Raw genomic sequence first — 24335 nt, 5'->3', positions numbered from 1 at the left:
ATGACGACGATAATTGAACCCGCAAAGCTTGCCGAGCGATTGAACGCGATCTGCGATGCTCAACCGTTCGTGACGCGCTTCATGGTGCGTGCACTTGGCAGCGGCGAAACGATCGGCAGAGGCGCCGACGAGGAAACCCCTTCCGCCAGCACCCGAAAGACCTCGATCATGATGGCGGCCCTGAAGGCCGCCCATGAAGGCCGCCTGGATCTGGACGAACAGATCACCTACGAAAAACGTTTCGCCGAGGAAGTGGCGAGCGGGATGTTCCGCTACCTGACGCCGGGTATCGTCATATCGCTGCGCGACGCCATCACCGGCATGATGGTGCTGAGCGACAATGTCTGTACCAAGATGGTCTTCGAAAGGCTGACGCTCGAAGAGGTCGACAGCTATTGCAAGTCGATCGGCATGACGGGCACCAACCATCGCTTCCTCATCCCTCCGTTGGCGCTGTCGCCCGATCATTCATTGAAGGCCGTCACCACGACGACGGCGCGGGATCAGGTCTATCTGCTGCAGACCATCCTGGATGCGCAGGATTCGCGGGAAGCCGCGGACCGGCTCGGCTGCTCGCAGGCGCTTTGCGCTTATGCGCTTCAAACCCTGAAGAACCAGATCCTGCGTTATGCCATTCCCTCCCGGCTGCCCTTCGGTGTGCTCGTCGCCCACAAGGGCGGCACGGGAAAGCGCGGCCGCATGAATGCCGGTATCGTCTATCGCGACGGTTCCCCCTTCTACATCATCGCCGCCTATACCGACGACGTGCCGCAGGAGATGCCGGACGGCACCCCCGGCTATACGGTCGCGCTTGAAACCATCGGCAGGCTTTCACGCGCCTGCTGGGATGAATTCCAATCCTGACGATCATAAAAAGAGGGTAGAACAATGCATAAGCTTCTTCTTGCAGGCACCATGTTGATGGCGATGACCGGCGTGGTCGACGCCCGCGACATCGTCGTGGCGCAAAGTTCCGATCTGCGCAGCAACAATCCGGGCGTCAATCGCGACGGCAATACCGATGGCGTCATCCTGCATATCGTCGAAGGGCTCGTCGGCTATGCCAATAACGGCGAGGTCAAGCCGCTGCTGGCAAAGAGCTTCGAAGTCTCGGCGGATGGGTTGACCTACAGCTTCAAACTGCGTGACGACGTCAAATTCCACAACGGCAAGACATTGACCGCCGATGACGTCGTGTGGAACTGGAACCGCTATCTCAAGCCCGAAACGAAATGGACCTGCCTTCCTGACTTTGACGGCAGCGGCTCCGTGCATGTTACGGGCGTCAAGGCAGTCGATGCTTCCACAGTCACCATCGTGCTGGAAAAGCCATCCGCGGTTTTCCTCGGCCTGATGTCGCGCCCCGAATGCGGTTACACCGGGATGATCTCCCCGGAATCGGTCGGCGCGGACGGAAATTTCGTCAAGCCGATCGGCACCGGTCCCTTCAAATGGGATGAATGGAAGAAAGGCGAGTATATCCATCTCGCCAAGTTCGACGATTATGTCTCGCCCCAGAACGACGGCAAGCCCGACGGCATGGTCGGCTCCAAGCGCCCCCTCGTCGATGGCATCAAGTTCATGGTCATTCCCGATGCTTCGACGGTAAAGGCCGGCCTTCAGTCCGGCGTGCTCGATACCGCGGAGATTTCGCCGGATCTCATTCCCGAATTCAAGACGAGCGACACGATGCAGCTGATCGTGGCTCGCAACAACGGCAAGAACCTCTTCTACATCCAGACGCGCGACAAGGTTCTGAGCAATCCCGGGGTGCGCCGCGCCATGGCGATGGCACTCGATCTCGACCAGCTCGTCGAGGCCGCCTCCAATGGCACCGGCGCAGCCAACGGTTCGATGGTTTCGCAAGACTCGCTCTATTTCGACGATGTCCAGAAGGAGCGTCTGCCCTACGACATCGAGGCCGCAAAGAAAGAGCTTGCGACGGCCGGCTACAAGGGTGAGCCAATTACCATCATCGCCAACAAGCGCAGCAACGTGCCGAGCTTCCCGGCTGCGGTCATGGCGCAGGCCATGATGCAGCAGGCAGGTCTCAATGTGCAAATCGAAGTGCTCGACTATGCGACGCAGGTCGATCGTCGCCGGTCCGGCAACTACCAGATCATCTCGCAATCGGTCGCGCCGCGGCTCGATCCGGCGCTGATGTACGGCTTCTATGTCGGCAACAAGGACAAGAACGCTTCCTTGATGTGGGATGATCCGAAGGCTGTCGAGCTGATGAAGGCCGCCTATGCGGAAGCCGACCAGACGAAGCGTCAGGCGATCTTCGACGAGTTTCACACGCTGATGCTCAAGGAAATGCCGGGCATCTTCCTCTATGACATGGTCGATGTCTGGGGCGCGACCAAGAAGCTGAAGGGCCAGCCCGTCTGGCAATCGAATGCCCGTCTTTGGGAAGTTTCGCTCGACAATTGAGCCTGAACTGCCGCGCCCGGTGGGTCGGGCGCCGCCATCCCGTTACGACAGTCAACAGGAGATCCGGCAGGCAGTCTGCCGGGTCCGGTGCAACACGTCCCTGTGGCGGCAGGGCCGACAGCGAGGAATACCATGAATCTTGACGCGATCAGCTCCATTGCCGCGACGATCGAAAGGATGAAGCCGGATTATATCGCCCTCAGCGACAGTATCTGGGACTTCGCGGAACTGAAATTCGAGGAGCGGCGCTCGTCGCAATTACTGGCAAGGACACTCGAGGAAAACGGCTTTGCCGTGCGCCGCAACGTCGCAGGCATGGAAACGGCCTTCATCGGCGAAGTCGGCAGCGGCAAGCCGGTGATTGCTTTCCTCGGAGAATTCGATGCCCTGGCCGGAATGAGCCAGACCGCCGACCTGGCCGAGCCTCTTCCCGAGGCGGCGGGAGCAACCGGTCACGGCTGCGGGCACAATCTGCTTGGCGTCGGATCGCTGATGGCGGCGGTTGCGCTTGCCCGCCACCTCAAGGAGAACAACCTGCCCGGAACGGTGCGCTATTACGGCTGCCCGGGAGAGGAGGGCGGTTCCGGCAAGACCTTCATGGTTCGTGCCGGCGCATTCGACGACGTCGATGCCGCCCTGACCTGGCATCCGGCTCCGTTCAACGGTGTTCGCTCGACGAACAATCTTGCCGTTCTCGAATATTACTATCGCTTCAGGGGTGTCGCGGCACATGCTGCCAACAGCGCCCATCTCGGCCGTTCGGCGCTCGATGCGGTCGAACTCATGAATGTCGGCGTCAATTTCCTGCGCGAACACATGCCGCAGGATTGTCGCGTTCACTACGCGATCACCGACACCGGCGGCAGGGCCGCCAATGTCGTGCAGGCCAGCGCCGAAGTTCTCTATCTGATCAGGGCGCCTGACATGCCGCAGGCGCTCGAGCTTGCCGGGCGCGTCGAGAAAGTTGCACGAGGTGCGGCGATGATGACCGAAACAGCAGTCGAGATCGTGTTCGACACCGCCTCGACGAACCTTCTTCCCAACATCACGCTTGAAACGGCGATGCACGAAAACATGGTCGCGCTCGGGGCGATAGCCTTCGACGAGGCCGACATCGCTTTCGCCAGGAAAATCCAGGATACCTTCACTGAGGAAGCGATCAGGAGCAGCATCCGCCTCTATCAGATCAAGGGCGATGTGTTCTCCAACGCCAAGGTCGATGGCTCGACGCCCTTGCACACCGGACTGCGCGATTTCGAGGGACAATCGCATTTCCGGGCCGGATCGACCGATGTCGGCGACGTCAGTTGGGTGACGCCAACCGCGCAATGCTGGGCGCCAGCCTGGGCGATCGGCACCAATCCCCATACTTGGCAAGTCGTTGCGCAGGGAAAAAGCCCGGCCGCGCACAAGGCCATGGCGCATGCGGCCAAAACGCTTGCGACAACGGGGCTCGCATTGATGTCGTCATCCGACCTCCTGGCAGCCGCGAAGGCCGAGTGGCGGGAAAAGACCAGCGGCAAAGCCTATGTGTGCCCAATCCCCGACAATGTGATGCCTGCATCGGTTCACAGCCGGTAACCTAAAAAAGATGCTGCGGGGGCGGGGAGGGATTCCCCGCCGTCCATCCGTCCCTTGGCTTGCGATCGGTCGATGAAATTGCCCGCTCGACCATGGCGTCGAAAGCCATCCGTTTGGCTATTGCGAACCGCCGGTTTTGCGTCGTCCGCGGCTGACCATCATTCCGCCGACGATGAGAACAATTCCGCTCGCGTTCGCCCAAAACGACGCTGGAACGTCGCTGATATAATCAAACGCCACCCCTGTCACCATCTGGCCACCGATGATCAGCAGAGCCGAATTCACCGCTCCTATTCGAGCAATGACCCAACTGCCCGCCGCCACGAAGATGACGCCGATGGGACCACCCAGATAGGCATACCAAGGCGCCTCGGCAGCGCCCGCAGGAAGCAAACCTCCGACAAAAAGACCAAGGCAGGTGAGGGCAGCAAAGCCTATCGCATGGTTCCAGAAGGATGCGATCAGCGGCGTCGTCGATATGCTCAACCGTCCATTGAGCTGACGACTGAGGCCGACGAGCACACCGCCCAGGCACGCCAGGAGAATGAACACCGTCACGCCGCACCTCGCCCAAACAGGATGATGAGTGCAGCCCCGGTGACGACCAAGCCGAGTGCTGCGATGTCTCGTCTATCTGGGCGTCGCTTTGGCAGACCGAACAGTCCCCAGCTGTCGGCCGCGACGCTGAAGGCGACCTGGCCTGCCAAACCCAAAGCCAAGGTGCCGGAGAGCCCGAGCGGTGAGTTGACCGCGGTCGAGGTCAGAATGACCGTTGCCGCGCCGGATATCCCACCGAGATAAGCCCATAAAGGCGCGTTGGGGGCTTTTTCCACCAACGGCGTGCGCCGGCGGTGGACCACCAGGAGAAGAATGACGGCTGCGATGATGCCTGTGCCGTGCGCGGTCCAAGATGAGAACAGGGGATTGCCATAACGGGCCAACTCGCCGTTGAGGTGCACCATGAAAGTCAGGAGTCCGCCCGTGGCAAACGCTCCGATGAAGTAGATGGGATGCGAATTACGTGCTTCGGTGGTCATTGCAGATCCTGTCAAAGAATCGATTGCGCCCGATATTTCAGATTGCCCTTAGCGCCGCGCGTCTTTTCAGACGCGCAAAGGACGCTGTAGCACTTTGAATGGCTGCATAATTCCTGAAATCGATTCCGATTTCAGGAATTATGCAGTAGGGCCATCCATCGGCATTTTCAGCAAGATGATTGACACCGTGTCTGTTAGACCGGCCTCTCCTTGATGGTGTTCAGGAAGCTCGTTTCGATCGATGCAGGGTTGGCGGATTTGACGGGTTTAATACAAGCGATGTCCCATAATGCAAGATGATGCCACGTCCGCGGAGTTCGATGGTCCTGACGCCCCCACGATGCCGAAAGCCGGATTGTCGGAAATCCTCTCTCCCGGCCTTTCCGTGGTTTTCTGCGGATTGAATCCTGCTCTGTCCGCCGTTCGCGACGGCCATAATTTCTCGAACCCGAGCAACCGTTTTTGGCGCGTCTTGCATCTGGCCGGATTTACACCGCGCCTGCTGCGGGCGGATGAAGAGCGCGAGTTGCTGCAATATGGCTGTGGCCTGACATCGGCGGTTTCACGTCCCACGAAAAGCGCAAGCGAGCTCAAGAGGCAGGATTATCTCAGCGCCGCGCCCGTCCTGGAAACCAAGATACGAAAGTTTGCGCCAGCCAATTTGGCCTTTCTTGGAAAGGCGGCATACGCGGCGATCAGCCTTCGAGCCGATGTTGGATGGGGTCGGCAGCCCGAGGAATTTGCCGGCGCCGTCATCTGGCTGTTGCCAAATCCGAGCGGCCTCAACAGAGCCTTCACCTTGACGACCTTGACCGAACACTATCTCGAGCTGAGATTGACGCTGTAGCCATCCTCCGTCGATCTCGAAATTGCGGTGATCGTCATTCGGGAGAAATGTCATGGTACACTTGCTTTCGGTCAATGTGGGCCTGCCGCGCGACATCACCTGGCAAGGCAAGATCGTCAACACTGCAATTTGGAAGACGCCGGTCGACGGCACGCGTATGGTGCGGCGCCTGAACGTGGATGGCGATGGACAAGGCGACCTGGCTGGCCACGGCGGCGAACGCCGCGCAGTCTTTGTCTATCAAATCGATTCCTATCGGTACTGGCAGGAGCAATTGCGCCGAGACGACTTCGTCTACGGGCAGTTCGGCGAGAATTTCACCGTCGATGGCTTGCCGGACACAGAGGTATGCATTGGAGACCGTTTCCGGATTGGCGGCGCTTTGTTCGAAGTGACGCAACCGCGCGTCACCTGTTACCGGCTCGGCATACGCATGGACGAGCCGGAGATGGCCGCGCTGGTGGTCAAGCACGGCCGACCAGGTTTCTATTTCCGTGTGCTGGAGGAAGGCGAAGTGCAGGCCGGTGACGAGATCACGAAGGTCGCGTCCGGACCGGAGGGCATGAGCGTTTTCGAGATCAACGCGCTGCTCTATATGCCGGGCCACCCCCGCGATCAGTTGGAACGCGCGCTACGCATCCCGGCGCTGAGCCCAGGCTGGCGTCATTCTTTCGAGGCGCTGCTCAAGCAGGAGCGGAAGCAGGGCGCGCCGACAGGAAATGACGGGCTGACAGCCACGTCCGGCCCACCTCCGGCATGGCGCGGGTTCCGCCCGCTGCGTGTGTCGCGCAAGGTGCGCGAAAGCGGCAGCGTCGTTTCCCTCGTGCTCGAACCGGCAGATGGCCAACCTGTTGCCGCTGCACTCCCCGGGCAATTCGTGGTGCTGCGGCTTGGGCCGGCTTCTGCGCCTGCGCTGATGCGCAGCTATTCGCTGTCAGGCGAGCCCAGCGCCACCCGCTACCGCGTCAGCGTCAAGCGGGAGGCCGATGGTACAGCCAGCGGCTACATCGACGACGAGCTCCAGGTCGGCGACATCGTGCAGGCAAGTGCCGCACGCGGCAGTTTCACATTGCGGCCGGGCGATACGCCGGTCGTTCTGATGAGTGCCGGGATCGGGGTGACGCCGGTGCTCGCGATGCTTCATGTTTTGGCGGCCGAAGCATCGACGCGGGAAGTCTGGTGGTTATATGGAACCCGCAATGGCCGCGAACATCCGTTTGCCGAGGAGGCGCGCGGGCTGCTTAAGGCGCTCGCTCACCATCACAGCCACATTTGCTACAGCTCTCCCGAGCCCATGGATCGGCCCGATATCGATTTCGACGCTCGCGGCCATCTGGACGCGCAGGCGCTCAAATCGCTTAACCTGCCGCGCGATTGCGACGTCTATGTCTGCGGACCGTCGAGCTTCATGAGCGATCTGAGCGTCGGCCTTGCAGCCTTGGGCATCGCGCCGGATCGCATCCACACCGAGATGTTCGGCGCCGGTCCGTCGATCACACCCGGTATAGTTGCTTCATCTCGCCGGCCGCCACATTTGCCGGCAGGGCCTCCAGGTTCCGGGCCGCTGGTGTCGTTTGCCCGCACCGGTCTCAATGTGCGCTGGGATCAGACATTCCAGAGCTTGCTCGAACTGGCCGAGGCCTGCGACGTACCTGTGCGATGGTCGTGCCGAACCGGCGTCTGTCACACTTGCGAGACCGGACTTGTGGAGGGAAGCGTCGGCTACCGACCGGACCCTGTCGATGCTCCGGCGGATGGCAATGTGCTGATCTGCTGCGCGAAGCCAGAGGGCGACATCGTGATTGATTTGTAGTGCCTGGACGAACGCGCCGACCGTGATTCTTGATCACGACGCGCGGCGCAGTAATGGCCTGGTGTCGTCATTGCCTTGCAAGCATGGAGGATGCGATGCTGCTCAAGGGCGAACGAACATTCGTGGTGCGGGATATGGGAGGCTTCGTCGCGCACCTCAACATGCCGGGCTGGTTGAAGCCCAAGCCGACCGATCACGGCCGGGGCCCTCTCGCCATGATCGTTGAATCCATCCTCGATCCTGGCCGCGTGATCGCCATGCACGAGCACAGGAACGACGAGATTATTTCCTGGGTGCCTGAAGGCGTCATGCGTCACGATGACAAGGCCGCTGGCCGGTTGGTGATCGACCGTGACCATCTGATGGTGATGAATGCCGGAGCAAGCTTTTGGCATTCCGAAGAGACGCTGGCATCCGACCCGCCTCTGCGAATGCTGCAGATCCTCGTTCGACCTTATGCGGTCGATCTCGAGCCGAAGATCCAGCACGGGCCGATGCCAGCTGCAGCGGCAAACGTCTGGCGACACCTGGTCGGGCCGGAAGGAGAGGGCGCCCCCTTCTATGTCCGCAGCGCAATCGACTTCTTCGACATGCGGCTGGACGCGGGCCTACGGGTGGAATTCCCGCAGAAACAAGGCCGAGATCTCTATTTCTATGTCTTTAGCGGTTCCGTTGTCGTCGATAAGCAGACGTTCGCCGAAGGCGAGCAGGGGCTGCATTTATCTGATGACAAGCTCGAAGTAGAGGCGCAGAGTGCAAGCACGTTGGTCGCGTTTCTGCTCGACCCGAACGCATCTATCACCAGGCAGGGGACTGTCGGCGACCACAAGAAGATCCCGCCGGCAATCATCATTCGCGCGTTCCTGCGATGGAGGAAATTTCGCCATATGTGGCGTCGTCATCTTTCGCATCGCCGCTCGAAGACCGAAAAGGCGATATGAATGGAACAAGGATGCCCCTAACGGGTTTCGAACCTTAGCGTTCAATAGGAGGAGCATTTCATGCCTACGGTTGCCGCCACACCCATCACCCCACCAGACCAGCACGTTGTAACAGCGCGCGAAGCCATCGAGCCGCTTTATGAGAAGCTTGAGCTGCAAACGGAATCGCTGGTCCTGTCTGCGGCGCTGGAAGCGGGATGGTCTTCGGATGAGGCAACCGAGGCGCTGGCCGCGCTCAGACTGCAGGATGCACTTTCCACCCTTGGACGAACGGCCTGACCGAAAAACTCCGAGAATAATCGACGATTCCTGTCGTAATGGGCGACCATCGGTTACTCAACGGTCTCGCGCGGCGTGCTGACCAGCACGGCGGCTGCGTGATTAGCGGCGTGGAGTGCGCCCTCCAGTCCAGTCCCACCTGCGATTTCAGCGGCCAGCAGCCGCGCTACCTGCCGTCAACAGCGCTATCTAAGAGCAGCGGAGGCATCACCGGCGGCGAGATGGACGTCGAAACGTAGCATCTCGACTATGGCTCATCAAATGAGGACGCTCTGACCGTCAAAGTCTTCCCGGCGGGGTCTTGCTGGAATATCAGCCCACCTTTGGCTTTCGAGTGTCCCGGGACATAGTCCAAGACGGTCTCGACGTTTTCAAGCACCGCACCCTGTTCTCGTATCTCACCCTGGACGGTTACTTGCGACGCGGTCGCGCTTGAATCGTTTCTGATTTCGAAGAGAACTTGAAAGCCATCGCCGCGCTTTTCGGTTTGCAGCACGACCCCGACCAGGTTCGGCGAAGAGTCACGGTCCACCAATGCATCCTTGCCAATCCAAGCAATCACGCCAAGGACAATTACGGCCGAGACGACGCCCGTGGCCCATTCAATCCAATGCGGTTCGCCTGCTTCCACATTTTTGTCGTTGAAGATTTTTGTCATGGTGCCTCACAGGATCAGACGAGCTGCTGCCGCGCCAATGGCACCGGGAAAGCTCAGAACGACAACGGCCATAAGGATTTGGGTAGACCCGATGTCATCGGTTCTATGGAACGTCCAGAGGCAATAGGCACTGATCAGACCGGCAATTACGTAGCCCGGCAGGGTGAAGCGAACGAAAGCGTGCCAGCTTGGCATACCCTCGGCGAGATCGTGGCTCCCCTTGAAAGAAAGGGCGTAAACGAACCCATGCATGACTGCCAGCGAGGCGGCGATCATGAGCAGGCCATGCCACGGCGTCATCTTGTACGAGAGCAAGATCATTTCCTCGGTGGGCGCGACGTTGAGATTGAGGAACAGGGCGCCGACCGCCATCAGGAATAGTTCACCGGCGTAGCTCGTTTCCCGTTCGTGGACAGGGTCATCACTATCGCCTTGCTTGGCATCGTCACCATCGTCCGATTGTCCGCCGAGCTGGCTCCTACCCAGCATCGCGCCGATGCTGGCAGGTATGGCTTGGATGGCGATTATTCCGATAATCTCGTGCGGAGATTGGTCGTATTTCAGAACCCCCATGGCGATGAGGATCAGTGCGCTGCCCAGAACCCCAAGGCCGTAGGCAATGCTTGCGTCACGGATCGCTTGTCGCCATGTCGACGTCCGCTCAAATCCGATCCGGTCCGAGAGAATAACGAGGAGGGGAATATTGACGATCAACAAGAGAAACAGGCGGCTGCGGTCCATGTAGAAGCCGAGCTCCCACATTTCCATGGTCATGAACATGGGCAGCGCGAAAAGCAATGCTCCAGCAATACCGCGTGCAATCCCTGCAAAAAATTTGCTGCTGTCGAAATCCTCATGCGCGGTCGCGACACTCAAGTTAGATCTCCCCCTAAATGAAAAACTCCCACCACCCGTAAACCGAGGCAGCGGCATTCAAAGCGCACGCGCTCGCTGCAGAAGCGCGGGTTGGACGCATGAGCACCAGCGCCGCCGAAGCCAAAGCCGTCATGGACATCAAGGTTGACATGACTCTTCTCAAATGCTTCTCACTTGTGAGATAGTGGCAGTTCCGAGCGTACCTGCGAGAGTTTTGGTGTCGACACGGTTCGATATCGTGCCTCGACCAAATTATAGATCCCGAACGCCGCCAAGCCGATAGCCACGACGAGGTAGAGAACAGCTCCGAAAGGAAGCTGTCTCACGAAGGTCAAGGCATCACTTATGCTTCCCGCCTGGCCCGGATCGACGGTGAAGGCCGCATAGCAAAAGAAGATGCCGACGATCACGAAAACGACCCCACGGGAAACCAGCCCATAGACGCAAACCAATAACAGAGGTCGGCTTTGACCGAGCGTAAGATATCGCTCAAATCGCCGTGTGATACCTTTCAGCGCGGTAACAACACCACCAACGACAAACCCGAGACCAATCGCACCAGCTAGGAATCGACCAAACGGTTGCGACATGGCCCAGGCCGCTAAGCCCTTTTCTCCGCCGTCGCCACCGGCTCCAAAACCAAGGGCGTCCTGAAAGGCGTATATCGCCAACCCCATGTACGTCACGGCGCTCCCGAGGAGGGCGACGCGGATCAGGTAGCTTTTCACACTGTGATCATGGTTGTCTGCGTTTGCGATGGACTGGGCAAGCCGCCATGCTACAAAGCCGAGTAGCCCGAGCCCTATCAAGCCCAGCCACACCCGGCCCAATGGCTGTTCCAAGACAGCGTCGAGCGCTGACTTGGTATCGGCCTTTCCGCCGCCGAAGCTCGAAAAAACTGCCAGCGCAGCAACGAGCAAAAACACAATGCCTCGGGCGCTATATCCAGCCCGCGCAAGCCATTCAAACTTCGACCTGGTCATCTCTGGTTCCCCCGCCGCGGATTTAACGAGCGCCCAGCAAAACAGTTCCGACTTCTCCGCGATCAATGTCTTCAACCAGGTAAGGTCCTCGAACTTTTATCGCAATTTTGACTGTCGGACGCCAACAGGGGTTTCCAATGAAACAAGAGTACGACCAGCGCTATTTCAGTTCCATAAGATAGATTATGCCACTTTGCCACTATAGATTGATAATTAATAAATACGCTCTCAAAGGTTGATTTGGAATGTGGGGCAATGCCGTTTGATAATCGCAGTTCGTAAAGCACGTGATCGCGCAACCGATGCACCTCGGCGAAATTGGGATGATTGAACTCACCGATCCCAGCTCATCCCCCGTCGTCTCATCAACCCCCAGAATTTGATGTTTGCCGGCACCGTAAAGCTGACGGTGCGATGAAGCATGAGCTTTTCGTAGGCGGGGGCGAAAAGCGATTTACGGAACCAGCTTGACGGTCCCGTCATTTTGGCCTATATACTGGAACCTGTATAAAGGGGTTATCATATGGAACGGCTTGTCTACGACAACGTCTTCGAGTCACTCGTCGACGACAAGGATGAAGCCGCCGACTTGAGCTTCCGCGCATCGTTGATCTCCGCTCTCGTCGATCTCTTCGAGGATCGCGGTTGGAAGCAAGCAGATGTAGCAGAAGCACTAGGCATCCCACAGCCACGAGTTAGTGAGCTGATGCGGGGGAAGGTTCATCTGTTCTCCGCTGATCGGCTCATAGGCTACCTGGCTCGCCTCGGCGTTCGCTTCAAACCATCCTTTGAACATCACAGAATCGTCTGTGATGTGGAAATGACAGAGGCCGCCTAACGCGGCCTCAGTTGTCTCACTTCTTCTTTTGCTTCTTTCGCGCGTTCACCTCGGCCATCATGGCCTTGTAGCGCTCCTCCACCGTCTTCATTGCAGCCCTGTCTACCCCGTTCGTGGTCTTGGTGAATGCGTGCAATACGAACACCGTATCTTCATACTTGGCGCAGTAGACTGCCCGATAAGCCGGGCTGCCGTTTTCGATTAATTCGATTACCCCGCCCTGCCCGATACCCTTCAAATGTTTAAAATCCGACAGGGGGCTCTTGCCTTCTTGCACCCTCTGCAGGTCCGTCGCAAATTGGAGTGCGATCTCCTTTGGGAGAGCCTTCATCGCCTTCAGCGCGGAGTTATTCACATACTCTAAATTCATTTTTTTGACATTTTCCCTCATCACTTCACGATAGCCCTCTTTCTAGCTGACCTTCTCGTAGAGCACGTGACGGCGCAACGGATGCCCTTCGGCCAAATTGGGATGATCGAACTCACCGATCCGGTTCATCCCCAGTCGTCTCATCAAACCCCAGGAATTGCTGTTTGCGGGCACCGTGAAGCTGACGATGCGGTCAAGCTTCAGCGTGTTGAACGCAAAGTCGAGAGACCGTTCCGCGGCCTCGCGCGCATATCCGGCGCCGTGCCGAGACGCTGAAAGCCGCCAGCCGATTTCGACTGCCGGGGCAAATGGCAAAGTAGGTGAAACCTTGGCGAGGCCGCACATGCCGATCAACTCGCCGCTTGCCTTCTCTTCCAACGCCCAGAATCCCCAGCCATGGTCCTCGAAGTGAAGGTCGATACGGTCGAGCATCGCATTCGACTGTTCGTCGGTCAGAGGATTGAGATATCTGACAACGTCGGGCTCGGCATTGATCGCAGCGAAGGGCTTGCGATCCTGCTGTTGCCAGGGTCTCAAAATCAGGCGTTCGCTTTCGAGCCTCATCGTCCCTCTGCGATAGCTCCTACCAGAGCGTCATGTGACGGTTGACATCCTTGTAGAGCAAATAGCGGAACCGGCCGGGGCCGCCGGCGTAACATGCCTGCGGGCAGAAGGAGCGCAGCCACATGAAGTCGCCGGCCTCGACCTCGACCCAATCCTGGTTCAGCCGATAGACGGCCTTGCCTTCCAGCACATAGAGACCGTGCTCCATGACATGGGTTTCCATGAAGGGGATCACGGCACCCGGCTCCAAAGTCACGATATTCACGTGCATATCGTAGCGGACATCGGCCGGATCGATGAACCGGGTCGTCCCCCAGCGTCCATCGGTATCAGGCATTGCCGAAATGGGGTGCTCGTCCTCATGCGTGACGATCGCCGGTGGCGGCTCCAGCCCCTCGACCTCCTGAAAGGCCTTTCGAATCCAGTGGAATTTTGCCGCAGTCGAGCCGCCGTTTTTCAGGCGCCAGACCGAACCCGCCGGAATATAGGCGAACGAGCCGCTGCGCAGCGCATGGCTGACGCCTTCGAGTTCCACTGTCATCTCGCCTTCTACGACGAACAGAACCGCTTCGGCCCGCTTGTCGGGCTCCGGCCGGTCGCTTCCGCCGCCGGGCTGAACCTCCATCACATATTGCGAGAAGGTCTCGGAGAAACCGGAAAGCGGCCGGGAGAGAACCCATGCCCGTGTCCCCGTCCAGTGAGGAAGAACACTGGTGACGATGTCAGTCATGACGCCGCGCGGGATGACCGCGTAGGCTGTGGTGAATACGGCTTTGCTGGAAAGCAGCTCGGTTTGCGGCGGCAATCCGCCGAGTTTGGAATAATAATCTCTGTTCATCGGTCCAGATTTCGCGGCATGTGGCACTGCATCTGATTTATGCGCCGCTCACCTTGCAGGCAACTCTTAATTCGTCGCGTGAAAGTCGATGCGGAGCCGCACCGCCGCGTTCCCTTCAGAACTCGACTTCCAACTCGACGATCTCGTCCGGCTCGGCCATCGCCCCTTCGGTCCATTCGCCCATCAGCGGCCAGGACAGCACCGTTTCCACATAGGCTTCGAGCTGCGGTTCGAGCTCCACCGCATAGGTGCGGAAGCGGGTGCAGACCGGCGCATACATCGCATCGGCCACGGTCGGCGCGGTGCCGAACAGCCAGGGGCCGCCGCTTGCGTCGAGGCATTCGGTCCAGATCGCCTTGACGCGCTCGACATCGGGCCGCGCGCCCGAAAATATCTTGAAGCTCGCATGCCGCGCCTTGAGGTTCATCGGCAAGGCCGAACGCAGGTTATGGAAACCCGAATGCATCTCGCCCGAAACCGACCGGCAGCGGGCGCGCGCCGCCCGCTCGGCGGGCCAGAGCCCGGCAGTCGGCGTCACTTCGTGGAGATATTCGGCGATCGCCAGCGTGTCCCAGACCGTCACGTCGTCATGGGTCAGCCTCGGCACCAGAACCGATGGTGAAAGCAGAAGCAGTTCCTGACGCGCCTCGTCATCCATCTCCACAAGGACTTCGGCGAAGTCCAGCCCGGCCATCCGGCACAGCAGCCAGCCGCGCAGAGACCATGAGGAGTAGTTCTTCGAGGAAATCGTCAGTGCCGCCTGCGACATCGCGCTCGTATCCTTGCCGGACAATGTTGCTTCTTCCTCGATAATCTTCTCGCATGGCAGGACATATTCCACTAGCATTTTTTGCACCGCCGCATCGATGCGGCAGTGCGGGAGTTTCGGCCATGCTCTACCAGGCCTACCAGTTCCAGGATGATCTCATCGCGCCGCTGCGCGATCTGGCGCGGCGCTTGCAAATCTTCTCCGCGACAGCGCTCTGGGGATCAGGCAGCGAAATGGGACGGCACTTCGCCGCCGCGCTGGAGATGATCTCACGCTTCGAGATCACCCACCAACGTCCGGATTTCGCTATTACCTCGGTCATGATCGGCAATCGCGTGGCGCCCGTCACCGTCGAGACCGTACTCGACCTGCCTTTCGGCACGCTGCTGCGCTTTGCAACGGACACCGATGCAAAGCGGCCGCGGGTGCTGGTCGTCGCCCCGCTGTCCGGCCATTTCGCGACGCTCCTGCGCGGCACGGTGCAGACCCTGCTGCGCGATCACGACGTCTATATTACCGACTGGGCGAACGCCCGCGACGTGCCGCTGTCGGCCGGACGCTTCGGCATGGACGACTACGTCGATTATATCATGCATTTCCTGGAGGAAATCGGCCCCGGCGCTCATATCCTCGCCGTCTGCCAGCCCTGCGTACAGGCGCTGGCCGCCGTTGCCGTGATGTCGGAAGAGCGGCATCCCGCCACCCCGCGGACCATGACGCTGATGGCCGGGCCGATCGATCCGCGCGAAAGCCCGACGAAGGTCAACGAGCTTGCCGTATCGAAGTCGCTCGCCTGGTTCGAGAACTCGCTGATCACGGGCGTTCCCTGGCGTTATCGGGGCGCCGGGCGGCGGGTCTATCCCGGCTTCCTCCAGCTCGTCGCCTTCATGTCGATGAACATGCAGCGCCACCAGGACGCCCATCGCAAGCTTTACGACCATCTGGCGAAGGGCGAGACGGCCGAGGCCGGCAAGATCAAGAAGTTCTACGACGAATATTTCGCCGTGCTCGACCTGACCGAAGAATTCTACATCGAGACCATCGAACGCGTCTTCCAGAAGGCGGAACTCGCGACCGGCGACTTGACCCACCATGGCCGCAAGGTCGACCCTGGCCAGATCCGCAACACAGCGCTTTTGACCGTCGAGGGCGGCCGCGACGACATCTGCGCGCTCGGCCAGACCTCGGCCGCGCACGATCTCTGTCGTGCACTGCGCCCGCATCTGAAACGCCATCATCTTCAGGCCAATGTCGGACATTACGGCGTCTTCAGCGGCCGCCGCTGGGAGGGGGAAATCTACCCCGTCGTGCGCAACATGATCCTGGCGATGGAATAGCGCCCGTCAGATCCGAAACGCGATGGCAAGTCTACCGATTGGCCATGACCAGGTGGCCCGGTCCGACTTCGCGATAAGACGTGCTTGCAGGCTGATAGTCGACCGGGCGCATCGGGCTCTTGATCTCGTCATTCGCCACCATCCGCTTTTCGTGGCGACGGTCCGGATCGGGCACCGGCACTGCCGCAATGAGTTTCTTCGTATAGGGATGCTGCGGATTTTCGAAGACTGCGGCCCGCGGGCCGATCTCGACGATCTCGCCGAGATACATCACCGCCACGCGATGGCTGACGCGCTCGACGACCGCCATGTCGTGCGAGATGAACAGGAAGGCAAGGTTGAGGCTCTGCTGCAAGTCGAGCATAAGGTTGATGACCTGTGCCTTGATCGAGACGTCGAGCGCCGAGACGCTTTCGTCGGCGACGATAACCTTCGGCTGCAAGGCGAGCGCGCGGGCGATGCAGATGCGCTGGCGCTGGCCGCCGGAAAACTCATGCGGGTAACGCGCGGCCATATCCGCCGACAGACCGACCTTCACCAGCAGATCGGCGACGACGTCCTTTGCCTGCTTCGAATTGCCCATCTTGTGTTCGAGATAGGGTTCGGCGATCGCAGCACCAACCGTCATGCGCGGATTGAGGCTAGCAAAGGGATCCTGGAAGATCATCTGCACGGACTTGCGCATCTCGCGCAGATCCTTCCTGTCGAGGCCGAGCACCTCCCTGCCCTCGACGAGAACGGAACCGGCCTGCGGCTCGATCAGCCGCATGATGGCGCGGCCGGTCGTCGATTTGCCGCAGCCGGATTCGCCGACGAGCGACAGCGTTTCGCCGGCGTGAAGATCGAAGGAGACGTTTTCGACAGCGTGCACCCGGCTGGTCAGCCGGCCGAACAGGCCGGAATGAATGTCGAAGCGCTTGGTGAGGTTCTTCACCTGCAGGACCGGCGTCGCTGCCACCGTATCGGCGACCTCGGCGGGAATGTCCGATTCACCCGTCGCGGTATTGACCACGGGAAAGCGCAGCGGCCTTTGCCTGCCCTGCATCGAGCCGAGCACCGGCACGGCTGAAAGCAGCGCTCTCGTATAGGGATGTTTGCCGCGGTGGAAGATATCGGCGGTGGCGCCGCTTTCCACCTGTTCGCCGCGATACATCACCACCGTCCGGTCGGCGATCTCGGCAACGACACCCATGTCATGGGTGATGAAGAGAACAGAGGTCCCCTCCTCGTCCTGCAGCATCTTGATGAGATCGAGGATCTGGCCCTGGATGGTGACGTCGAGCGCCGTCGTCGGCTCGTCGGCGATCAAAAGTTTCGGCCGGCTGGCGAGCGCCATGGCGATCATCACCCGCTGGCGCATGCCGCCGGAAAAACGATGCGGATATTCGCCGAAGCGCGAGGCGGCCGAGGGGATGCGGACCTTTTCCAGCAGCCTGATCGTCTCTGCTTTGGCATCGGCCCTGCTCATATCGGAATGGCAGAGCAGCGCCTCGGAAATCTGGTCGCCGATGGTGAAGAGCGGATTGAGCGATGTCATCGGCTCCTGAAAGATCATCGCCACCTCGTTGCCGCGCACCTGCCGCATGGCATTTTCCGGCAAGGCCAGCAGGTCGCGTCCGCCGAGCATGACGCGGCCCTCGACACGGCTCGTATCCGCCTGCAGCAGCCGCATGATGGAGAGCGAGGTGACGCTCTTGCCCGAGCCGGATTCGCCGACGATCGCCACCGTTTCCGCCGGAGCGACGGTGAAAGAGACGTCGCACACGACCGGTTTCCAGACGCCGTCCACCAGGAAGGATGTCGTCAGACCTTCGACGGAAAGAACGTCGCTGGTCGTCTGGATCGGTTGGGTTTGGACACTGGCCATTGTGGTTCCTCTAGCGACAGATGAGCGTCGGCGGATCAATCCGGCCAGCGCAGCGCACCGTCGAAGCGGTGCCTGCTGCGGTTCTCGATCGGCGTTGCGATAATCTCGTTGGAGGCGCGCGCCTTGTCGAGCTCCTGCGCCAGGCGCTCCGCGACAATCGTCTCCTCGCCCGGATGCAGGTTGCACGGGTCGAGGTAGAAATAGCGATGCTCCACCTCATGGTCGCGCACGATGATCGGCGGGCTGCCCTTGGCAAGCGCATCGGCCAGATCCCAGGCGGTGATATGGGCCTGGTCCGGATCGACGATCAGGCGCAGTCGATCGAGCGGATTGTTGGTCGGATCGGGCTCGATCAATGCGGTGAGGCCAGGGCGGCCGTCGAGCGTGCGTTTCCACAGGTTGAGATAGCCGGTCTCGCGTTCCCGGATGCCGGCATGGTCGCGGTTTTCCCAGGCCTCGAGTGCTGCCATGACGCCGAAGATGCTCTCCTTGCCGACCTTCATGCCACGGCCGATACCCATATTCTGCAGGAAGGCATGGCGCACCAGCTCCTTCCTGCCGGCAACGATACCCGAGGTCGGGCCGCCGAGAAATTTATGGCCGGAGTAAAGGGCGATATCGGCCCCCTGCTCCAGGAAAATCTTGAGATCATATTCCGAGGCCGCATCGACGATGACGGGCACGCCCTTGGCATGGGCAATCTCGACGAATTCCTTCAAGTTCAGCAGGCCGTAATCGACGACATGATGGGAGACGACATAGACGGCGGCGGCGGTCTTGTCGGTGATGGCGTTTTCCATGTGGAAGCGATGCGTCGAGGTCGCCTGCCCGACAAGCACGGCCTTGCCGCCGGCAAGCCGGATCGCCTGGTCGACCGGGGCCCCGTAACTGACGACATGGCCCATCTGCACCAGCACTTCGTTCTTCTCCGGCACCACATCCGGCAGCTTCTCGATCGCCAGCAGGTTATTGCCGGTGATCGCGCCAGCGACGGCGAGCGAAATGCCGGCCGAGCAGGAGGCGGTGACAAAGCCCGCCTCGCCGCCGGTCAGTCGGGCGATGACGGCGCTTGCCTTGCGTTGCAGGTCGTTGATCTCGACGAAGTGCGGCAGGATCGATGCCATCGCGCTGATCGCTTCGGGAACGACGATCGAGGCGCCGAGGCTGGTCATCGTGCCCGATACATTGATGACAGGGCGAAGGCCGAGCGACGGGCGGATATCAGTGGACATGGAGATCTCCAGGAGTCTGGGTCGAAAAAAGAAACATGGGGCGGTCGATCAACTGTGTCGAGCTCCCGTCAACCGTGCAAGGCGACGATCGCCTCGATCTCGACGGTGATGTTGCCGGGCAGCGAGCCGAAGCCTACAGCCGAGCGGGCATGTTCGCCGGCCGGCCCGAAGACTGCGATCAACAGATCCGAGCAGCCGTTGATGACGCTCGGATGATCCTCGAACTCAGGCACGGCATTGACCATGCCGAGCAGCTTGACCACCCGCTTGACGCGGGAGAGATCGCCGAGCGCATCCTGCATGACGGCAAGCAGGTTGATGCCGGTCAGCCGCGCGTGACCATAGGCCTCCTCGACACTGACGCCGGCGCCGACCTTGCCGGCATGCATGAAGCCGTCGGCCTCGCGCGGGCCCTGGCCGGAGAGGTAGAGCATATTGCCTTCGATCACGTGCGTGACGAAATTGGCGATCGGCGGCGGCGGCGGCGGAAGCGCAATGCCGAGGGCGGCAAGCCGTTCGTAAGGCGAGCTTTCGACCTTGCCGGCGGCGGTAGGAAACTGATTCACGCAAACTCCTGTCATGCAATTTTCGATTTGGCGAATTTCGATTGGGCCGACGCTTGGTCGGCGGATTAAAGATCCTTGCGCAGTCTGGGATCGAGCATGTCCCTGAGGCCATCGCCGACCATCTGCAGCGACAGCACGGAGAGGATGATGGCGACGCCTGGAAACAGCGTCATCCAGTCGGCCTGGCCGATATACTGCCGGCCGGCGGCAATCATCGTTCCCCAGGTCGGAATTTCCGGGCTGACGCCAAGGCCGAGGAAAGACAGGCCGGCTTCGGCAAGCATCGCGCTCGCAAAAAGGAAGGTGGCCTGCACCAGGATCGGCGACAGCAGATTGCGCAGCACATGCCGCGTCATGATGTGGAAGGTCGAAATGCCGAGCGCCCTCGCCGCCTCGACATAGGGGAGTTCACGAATGACCAGCGTCGAAGCGCGGACAATGCGGGCAAGGCGTGGCGCATAGACGATCGACAGCGCGATAATGACCGTCGTCAGCGAGGGACCAAGGGCAGCAACGAGCGCGATCGCCAGCAGAATATCCGGAAACGCCATCATCGCGTCAATCAATCGGGCGATCGGCGTGTCGAGCTTCTGGAAGAAGCCGGCAAGCAGGCCGAGCGTCACCCCGATCACGGCCGACAAAGTCACGACCGCAACACCGACAAGCAGCGACAGGCGGCCGGCGAAGATCGTACGCGAAAAGACGTCGCGGCCGAACTCATCGGTGCCGAAGAAAAAGGTGCCGCTCGGCGGCTTCAGCCGATTGACGATGGAAAGCGTCGACGGCGAATAGGGTGCGACAACAGGCGCGAAGACCGCCAGAAGCACGAAGATCGTCAGGATCAGCAGACCCAAGGCGACCGTCTTGCGCTTCAGCAGGCGCCTGGCGAATTTGCTGCCCTCGCCTTCGACTGATTTGATTGCGATATCGGCCATCAGTAGCGCACCCTCGGATCGATCAGAAGATAGAGCATGTCGATCGCAAAATTGATCAGCACGTAGAGGGCGGCGATGACGAGCAGCGCCCCCTGGATGACGGGATAGTCGCGGCGCAGCACCGCCGAGACGACGAGATTGCCGACACCCGGCAGGCCGAAGACGGTCTCGGTGACGACGGCGCCTGAAATCAGCACCGCTGCCGTCAGGCCGATCACCGTCAGGATCGGGATCAGCGCATTCTTCAGCGCGTGCTTGAGAATGACCCGGCGCTCGATCAGCCCCTTGGCGCGCGCCGTACGGATATAATCGTCGCCGAGCACATCGAGCATCGACGCGCGGGTGAAGCGCAGGATCAGCGCCGAGGAGACGATGCCGAGCGCAAAGGCAGGCAGCGTCAGGTGATACATGCGATCGAGAAAGGTCGAGCCCGGACCGCCATAACCCGAGACCGGGAAGAGGTTGAGCCTGACGGCGAAGAACTGCATCAGGATCAGGCCGAGCCAGAAGCTCGGAATGCTGGCGGCAAACATCGCGAGCGTCGTTGCCGCCTGATCGATGAAGGAACCGCGCCGATAAGCGGCATAGATGCCGATCGGCAGGGCGATGATGCTGGCGATTGCGAGCGAGAACAAAGTCAGGAAGAAGGTCGGCTCCGCCCGGTCGAGCAAGGCCGAGGTGACAGGCATGTTGAGGAAGATCGACTGGCCGAGATCACCTCTCAGCATCTGGCCGATATAATAGACATATTGCAGGCCGAGCGACTGATCGAGGCCGAGCCGGGACCTGAGATCGGCAATATCCTGCGGCGTCGCATCCGGCCCGAGCATGACGGCGGCCGGATCTCCCGGCGTCACGCGCACGATGACGAAGACGATCGTGACGACGAGAAACATCACGACGATCATGCCGAACAGGCGTTGGAGGATGTAGCGTATCATGAATGCCTGGCAAACCTTTGCAGATGCTGCAAAAAAGAAGACCGATACCGGCCACGGCGGGCCGGCATCGGTGGCGATGTTTACTTCTTGATCGAAGCATTCCAGAAATACGGCCACGGAGCCGGATCGACGCCCTCAAGCTTGGTCGATTCTGCCGAAACGGCGTTGAAGTCGCCGATCTTCATGAAGGGGGCGTCGGCATAGATCGCCTTCTGGACATCGGCCCAGAGCGCCACGCGCTTCTTCGGATCGACTTCCGAGGTGAAGGCATCGACGGCGGCCTTGCGAGCCGGCGTATCCCACCAACCCGGCGAACTGGTCGAGAGCGAGCCGATCAGGGCAGGCTCCGGCAGGAAGGGGCTATGGGTGATGTAGATATCCCAGAGCTTCGGATCGGTACGGCGCTGCGTCAGTGTCGCCCAGTCCACAACCTGCATATCGACGGTGAAGCCGGCAAGCTTCAAATATTCGGCGGCAACCTGCGCCATTTTGTAGTGGAACTCATACTGGCGGCTGGTCAGGATACGGATCGGCTCACCATTGTAGCCGGCCTTCTTGGCGGCAGCGGCCGCCCCTTCCGGATCGGCAACGTTATAAGCGCCTTCGACGCCGGCATCCGTATGCCAGGAATAAGATTCCGGATAGATGGCGCCGTCGAGCGCGTAAAAATCCTTGCTGCCGAAAGCTGCGGCCAGCATGTCTTCCATGCTGAGCGCCTGGCGGACCGCCTTGCGGACTTCGACATTCTTGTTGACGCCATCGGCCGTGTTGAAGACGAAGACCGGATAACCGAAGGGCTTCAGGATGATCGGCTGCGAGGCGGTGGAGGCCTTCAGCTTGTCGTAGGATTCGACAGGGATCGAGTCGACATAATCATACTGGCCGGAAACGGCGGCCTCGACGCGAGTGTTCGGATCCGGCACCGGCACGAAGCGGATTTCATCGAGATACTGGTGGCGGGCGCCGCCATAACCATTGCTGTCGCCCTCACGTGACTTGTAGCCGTCGAAGCGGACGAGCTGGATATACTGGTCGGCCTTGCGCTCCTTCAGCATGTAGGGACCGGTGCCGATGAAGTCTTTCATCGGCTCGTCCTGCTTTTCGGACGGGATGATGATCGCAGCCGAATTGTTGAAGGCGAGCAGCGAGGTCAGCGGCGCATAGGGCTGCTTCAGCGTGATCGTCACGGTTGCCGGATCGGCCGCGGTGACCTTATCGATGAAGCCGGCCACCTGCTTGCCGCGCGAGGCGATCTTCATCCAGCGGCCAAGCGAAGCGACGACATCTTCCGAGGTCATGTCGGTATTGTCGTGGAACTTGATGCCGGTCCTGAGCTTGATCGTATAGGTTTTGCCGTCAGCACTGATCTCGGGCAGGCTTTCGGCGAGCAGCGGCGTGACGTTCCAGCTCTTGTCGAAGGTGTAGAGCGTTTCGAAAATGTGCTGCGTGACGATGCCGACGAGATCGGCCGTCGACGACATCGGATCGAGCGTCGGCGGCTCGCCGATCGTCGCGACATTGATGACACCGCCCTTTTCCTGGGCAAGGAGCGTCGAAGGCAGGGCGACGAGCGCCGTGCCGAGAAGGAATGCGACCAGTGTTTTCATGTGAGGGCTCCCGTTTAGTTCCACAATTATGTAATTCATCTTTTTGTAACAGAATAGGAGATGGATCGATCCTGTCAAGCAGGAGCGACGGATTATGCGCTCGGCGGATACCGAGGCTGGAAAAACACACAATCTTTGGCTGCACCCGCCTGCACCACGGCCGCGCATTATGCCAAGGTGAGTCAATCGCACTGCGGTGAGGCTTCAACGGAACGGGAGAACAGGATGAGCATCGATTTCAACGACGGCAAATGGCTGAACGAGCCGGCACACTGGCAGGCGACCGAAACCGGCCTCATCCTGACCACCGATGAGAAGACCGATTTCTGGCGGGAGACCCATTACGGCTTCACCCGTGACAGCGGCCATTTCCTCGCCTTTCCCACCACCGACAGCTTCACCGCACAGATCCGCGTCCGGGGCGAATTCCGCACGCTCTACGACCAGGCCGGCCTGATGGTGCGCATCGACGAGAGACGCTGGGTGAAAACAGGCGTCGAATTCACCGACGGCGAAGCCTACCTCAGCACCGTCGTCACCGACGGCAAGTCCGACTGGTCCGTCGCTCAGCCCTTCAGGGAATTGGAAGATTTCCGCATCCGCGTCACCGTCGCCAACGGCGCGATGCGCATCCAGGCTTCGCGCGATGGCAGCTTCTGGCCGCTGCTGCGGCTCGCCCCCTTCCCGGCTGCCGATCACTACGAGGTCGGACCCACGGCCTGCACGCCGGAGCGCAGCGGACTGACGGTCCGCTTTTGCGAATTCTCGATCGGCCCGGCGATTACCACCGATCTGCATGATTTGAGCTAGAAGAACGACCTTTGGCGGCTCTACCGGAAGAACAAGATCAAATGACTGCGAGTGCAGTGCCGCACACTTGACAAAGACAAGCTGCCTGTATTTTACTCAGGCCTGCGGATTAGGCAAAGAGCCTTCCACATTACATGACTTCAATAGTCCCCGGGCAGTTTCGCCCCATGACGCCTCATCGCTCGATGGGATCTGCGTCGTGGGGTTTTTGAT

At 60.2% G+C, this 24335-nt stretch carries 25 protein-coding genes and 1 pseudogene; 10 read left to right on the top strand and 16 right to left on the bottom strand.

The features are described from left to right. From RL_RS32175 to RL_RS32165, 3 genes are all read left to right on the top strand, one after another. Positions 1-864 carry a serine hydrolase gene (locus RL_RS32175; protein ID WP_011655212.1) on the top strand — a complete coding sequence of 288 codons (864 nt, stop codon included), beginning with the start codon at positions 1-3 and terminating at the stop codon, positions 862-864. A 24-nt stretch (positions 865-888) separates the two neighbouring features. Beyond that, on the top strand, positions 889-2433 hold the full coding sequence (locus RL_RS32170) for an ABC transporter substrate-binding protein (protein WP_011655211.1): 1545 nt from the start codon (positions 889-891) through the stop codon (positions 2431-2433). A 132-nt stretch (positions 2434-2565) separates the two neighbouring features. Then, positions 2566-4014, top strand: coding sequence for a M20 family metallopeptidase (locus tag RL_RS32165; RefSeq protein ID WP_041936929.1), 1449 nt, complete (start codon positions 2566-2568; stop codon positions 4012-4014). Positions 4015-4131: 117 nt separating this feature from the next. Here the strand turns inward: RL_RS32165 and RL_RS32160 are convergent, their stop codons facing one another. Further along, positions 4132-4572, bottom strand: a complete 441-nt coding sequence (locus RL_RS32160) for a DMT family transporter (protein ID WP_011655209.1) — start codon at positions 4570-4572, stop codon at positions 4132-4134. Beyond that, positions 4569-5051, bottom strand: a complete 483-nt coding sequence (locus RL_RS32155; protein WP_011655208.1) for a DMT family transporter — start codon at positions 5049-5051, stop codon at positions 4569-4571. The genes RL_RS32160 and RL_RS32155 overlap by 4 nt, the downstream gene beginning before the upstream one ends. Before the next feature lie 289 nt (positions 5052-5340). Between RL_RS32155 and mug the strand changes: the two genes are divergently transcribed. The 4 genes from mug (at position 5341) to RL_RS32135 (ending at position 8931) form a co-directional block, all read left to right on the top strand. Continuing rightward, positions 5341-5898 (top strand): G/U mismatch-specific DNA glycosylase, encoded by a 558-nt coding sequence (gene mug / locus RL_RS32150; protein WP_041936928.1) that lies wholly within the window; start codon positions 5341-5343, stop codon positions 5896-5898. Between the two features lie 52 nt (positions 5899-5950). Next, entirely contained in the window at positions 5951-7711 is a 1761-nt protein-coding gene (locus RL_RS32145) for an MOSC and FAD-binding oxidoreductase domain-containing protein (protein WP_041936927.1), read from the top strand. 95 nt (positions 7712-7806) lie between these two features. Next, positions 7807-8652, top strand: coding sequence for a pirin family protein (locus tag RL_RS32140; protein WP_041936926.1), 846 nt, complete (start codon positions 7807-7809; stop codon positions 8650-8652). A gap of 60 nt (positions 8653-8712) precedes the next feature. Further along, the gene (locus tag RL_RS32135) at positions 8713-8931 is read left to right on the top strand and encodes a hypothetical protein (protein ID WP_003547964.1); all 219 of its coding nucleotides are present in this window, start codon (positions 8713-8715) and stop codon (positions 8929-8931) included. A gap of 247 nt (positions 8932-9178) precedes the next feature. On the opposite strand, the gene RL_RS32125 is transcribed toward RL_RS32135, so the two are convergent. The 4 genes and pseudogenes from RL_RS32125 to RL_RS40915 form a co-directional block, all read right to left on the bottom strand. Next, complete coding sequence (locus tag RL_RS32125; protein ID WP_011655204.1) at positions 9179-9589, bottom strand: TIGR02588 family protein; 411 nt, start codon at positions 9587-9589, stop codon at positions 9179-9181. Between the two features lie 6 nt (positions 9590-9595). Continuing rightward, on the bottom strand, positions 9596-10522 hold the full coding sequence (locus tag RL_RS32120) for a TIGR02587 family membrane protein (RefSeq protein WP_011655203.1): 927 nt from the start codon (positions 10520-10522) through the stop codon (positions 9596-9598). Between the two features lie 113 nt (positions 10523-10635). Further along, a complete protein-coding gene (locus RL_RS32115) occupies positions 10636-11523 on the bottom strand; it encodes a DUF1206 domain-containing protein (RefSeq protein WP_041936923.1) in 888 nt (295 codons plus the stop codon). Between the two features lie 179 nt (positions 11524-11702). Continuing rightward, positions 11703-11886, bottom strand: a pseudogene (locus tag RL_RS40915) (GNAT family N-acetyltransferase); the annotation flags it as partial. Between the two features lie 85 nt (positions 11887-11971). Here RL_RS40915 and RL_RS32110 point away from each other — a divergent pair. Next, a complete protein-coding gene (locus RL_RS32110) occupies positions 11972-12286 on the top strand; it encodes a helix-turn-helix domain-containing protein (RefSeq protein WP_011655201.1) in 315 nt (104 codons plus the stop codon). A 16-nt stretch (positions 12287-12302) separates the two neighbouring features. Here RL_RS32110 and RL_RS32105 read toward each other — a convergent pair whose 3' ends face one another. The 4 genes from RL_RS32105 to RL_RS32090 form a co-directional block, all read right to left on the bottom strand. Further along, the gene (locus RL_RS32105; RefSeq protein WP_041936922.1) at positions 12303-12677 is read right to left on the bottom strand and encodes a type II toxin-antitoxin system RelE/ParE family toxin; all 375 of its coding nucleotides are present in this window, start codon (positions 12675-12677) and stop codon (positions 12303-12305) included. 21 nt (positions 12678-12698) lie between these two features. Beyond that, the gene (locus RL_RS32100) at positions 12699-13220 is read right to left on the bottom strand and encodes a GNAT family N-acetyltransferase (protein ID WP_011655199.1); all 522 of its coding nucleotides are present in this window, start codon (positions 13218-13220) and stop codon (positions 12699-12701) included. Between the two features lie 19 nt (positions 13221-13239). Then, positions 13240-14058 (bottom strand): bifunctional allantoicase/(S)-ureidoglycine aminohydrolase, encoded by an 819-nt coding sequence (locus tag RL_RS32095; RefSeq protein ID WP_011655198.1) that lies wholly within the window; start codon positions 14056-14058, stop codon positions 13240-13242. Between the two features lie 115 nt (positions 14059-14173). After that, complete coding sequence (locus tag RL_RS32090) at positions 14174-14827, bottom strand: glutathione S-transferase (protein ID WP_011655197.1); 654 nt, start codon at positions 14825-14827, stop codon at positions 14174-14176. Positions 14828-14949: 122 nt separating this feature from the next. Here RL_RS32090 and RL_RS32085 point away from each other — a divergent pair, with 122 nt between their 5' ends. Beyond that, a complete protein-coding gene (locus RL_RS32085; protein WP_028741824.1) occupies positions 14950-16164 on the top strand; it encodes a polyhydroxyalkanoate depolymerase in 1215 nt (404 codons plus the stop codon). 31 nt (positions 16165-16195) lie between these two features. On the opposite strand, the gene RL_RS32080 is transcribed toward RL_RS32085, so the two are convergent. From RL_RS32080 to RL_RS32055, 6 genes are all read right to left on the bottom strand, one after another. Then, entirely contained in the window at positions 16196-18031 is a 1836-nt protein-coding gene (locus RL_RS32080) for an ABC transporter ATP-binding protein (RefSeq protein ID WP_011655195.1), read from the bottom strand. Between the two features lie 35 nt (positions 18032-18066). Continuing rightward, positions 18067-19263, bottom strand: coding sequence for an aminotransferase class V-fold PLP-dependent enzyme (locus tag RL_RS32075; protein WP_011655194.1), 1197 nt, complete (start codon positions 19261-19263; stop codon positions 18067-18069). A 68-nt stretch (positions 19264-19331) separates the two neighbouring features. Then, positions 19332-19844 (bottom strand): RidA family protein, encoded by a 513-nt coding sequence (locus RL_RS32070; RefSeq protein WP_011655193.1) that lies wholly within the window; start codon positions 19842-19844, stop codon positions 19332-19334. Positions 19845-19894: 50 nt separating this feature from the next. Continuing rightward, a complete protein-coding gene (locus RL_RS32065; RefSeq protein WP_011655192.1) occupies positions 19895-20764 on the bottom strand; it encodes an ABC transporter permease in 870 nt (289 codons plus the stop codon). After that, entirely contained in the window at positions 20764-21705 is a 942-nt protein-coding gene (locus RL_RS32060) for an ABC transporter permease (RefSeq protein ID WP_011655191.1), read from the bottom strand. The genes RL_RS32065 and RL_RS32060 overlap by 1 nt, the downstream gene beginning before the upstream one ends. 80 nt (positions 21706-21785) lie before the next feature. Beyond that, positions 21786-23312 carry an ABC transporter substrate-binding protein gene (locus tag RL_RS32055; protein WP_028741822.1) on the bottom strand — a complete coding sequence of 509 codons (1527 nt, stop codon included), beginning with the start codon at positions 23310-23312 and terminating at the stop codon, positions 21786-21788. 225 nt (positions 23313-23537) lie between these two features. On the opposite strand from RL_RS32055, the gene RL_RS32050 reads away from it, so the two are divergent. Beyond that, on the top strand, positions 23538-24122 hold the full coding sequence (locus tag RL_RS32050) for a DUF1349 domain-containing protein (RefSeq protein WP_011655189.1): 585 nt from the start codon (positions 23538-23540) through the stop codon (positions 24120-24122). Positions 24123-24335: the final 213 nt, after the last annotated feature.

The sequence above is a fragment of the Rhizobium johnstonii 3841 genome (genome assembly GCF_000009265.1).
GTDB classification, from domain to species: domain Bacteria; phylum Pseudomonadota; class Alphaproteobacteria; order Rhizobiales; family Rhizobiaceae; genus Rhizobium; species Rhizobium acaciae.
Note: the sequence above shows the minus strand (reverse complement) of the source record. Positions and strands in the feature narration are given on the sequence as shown.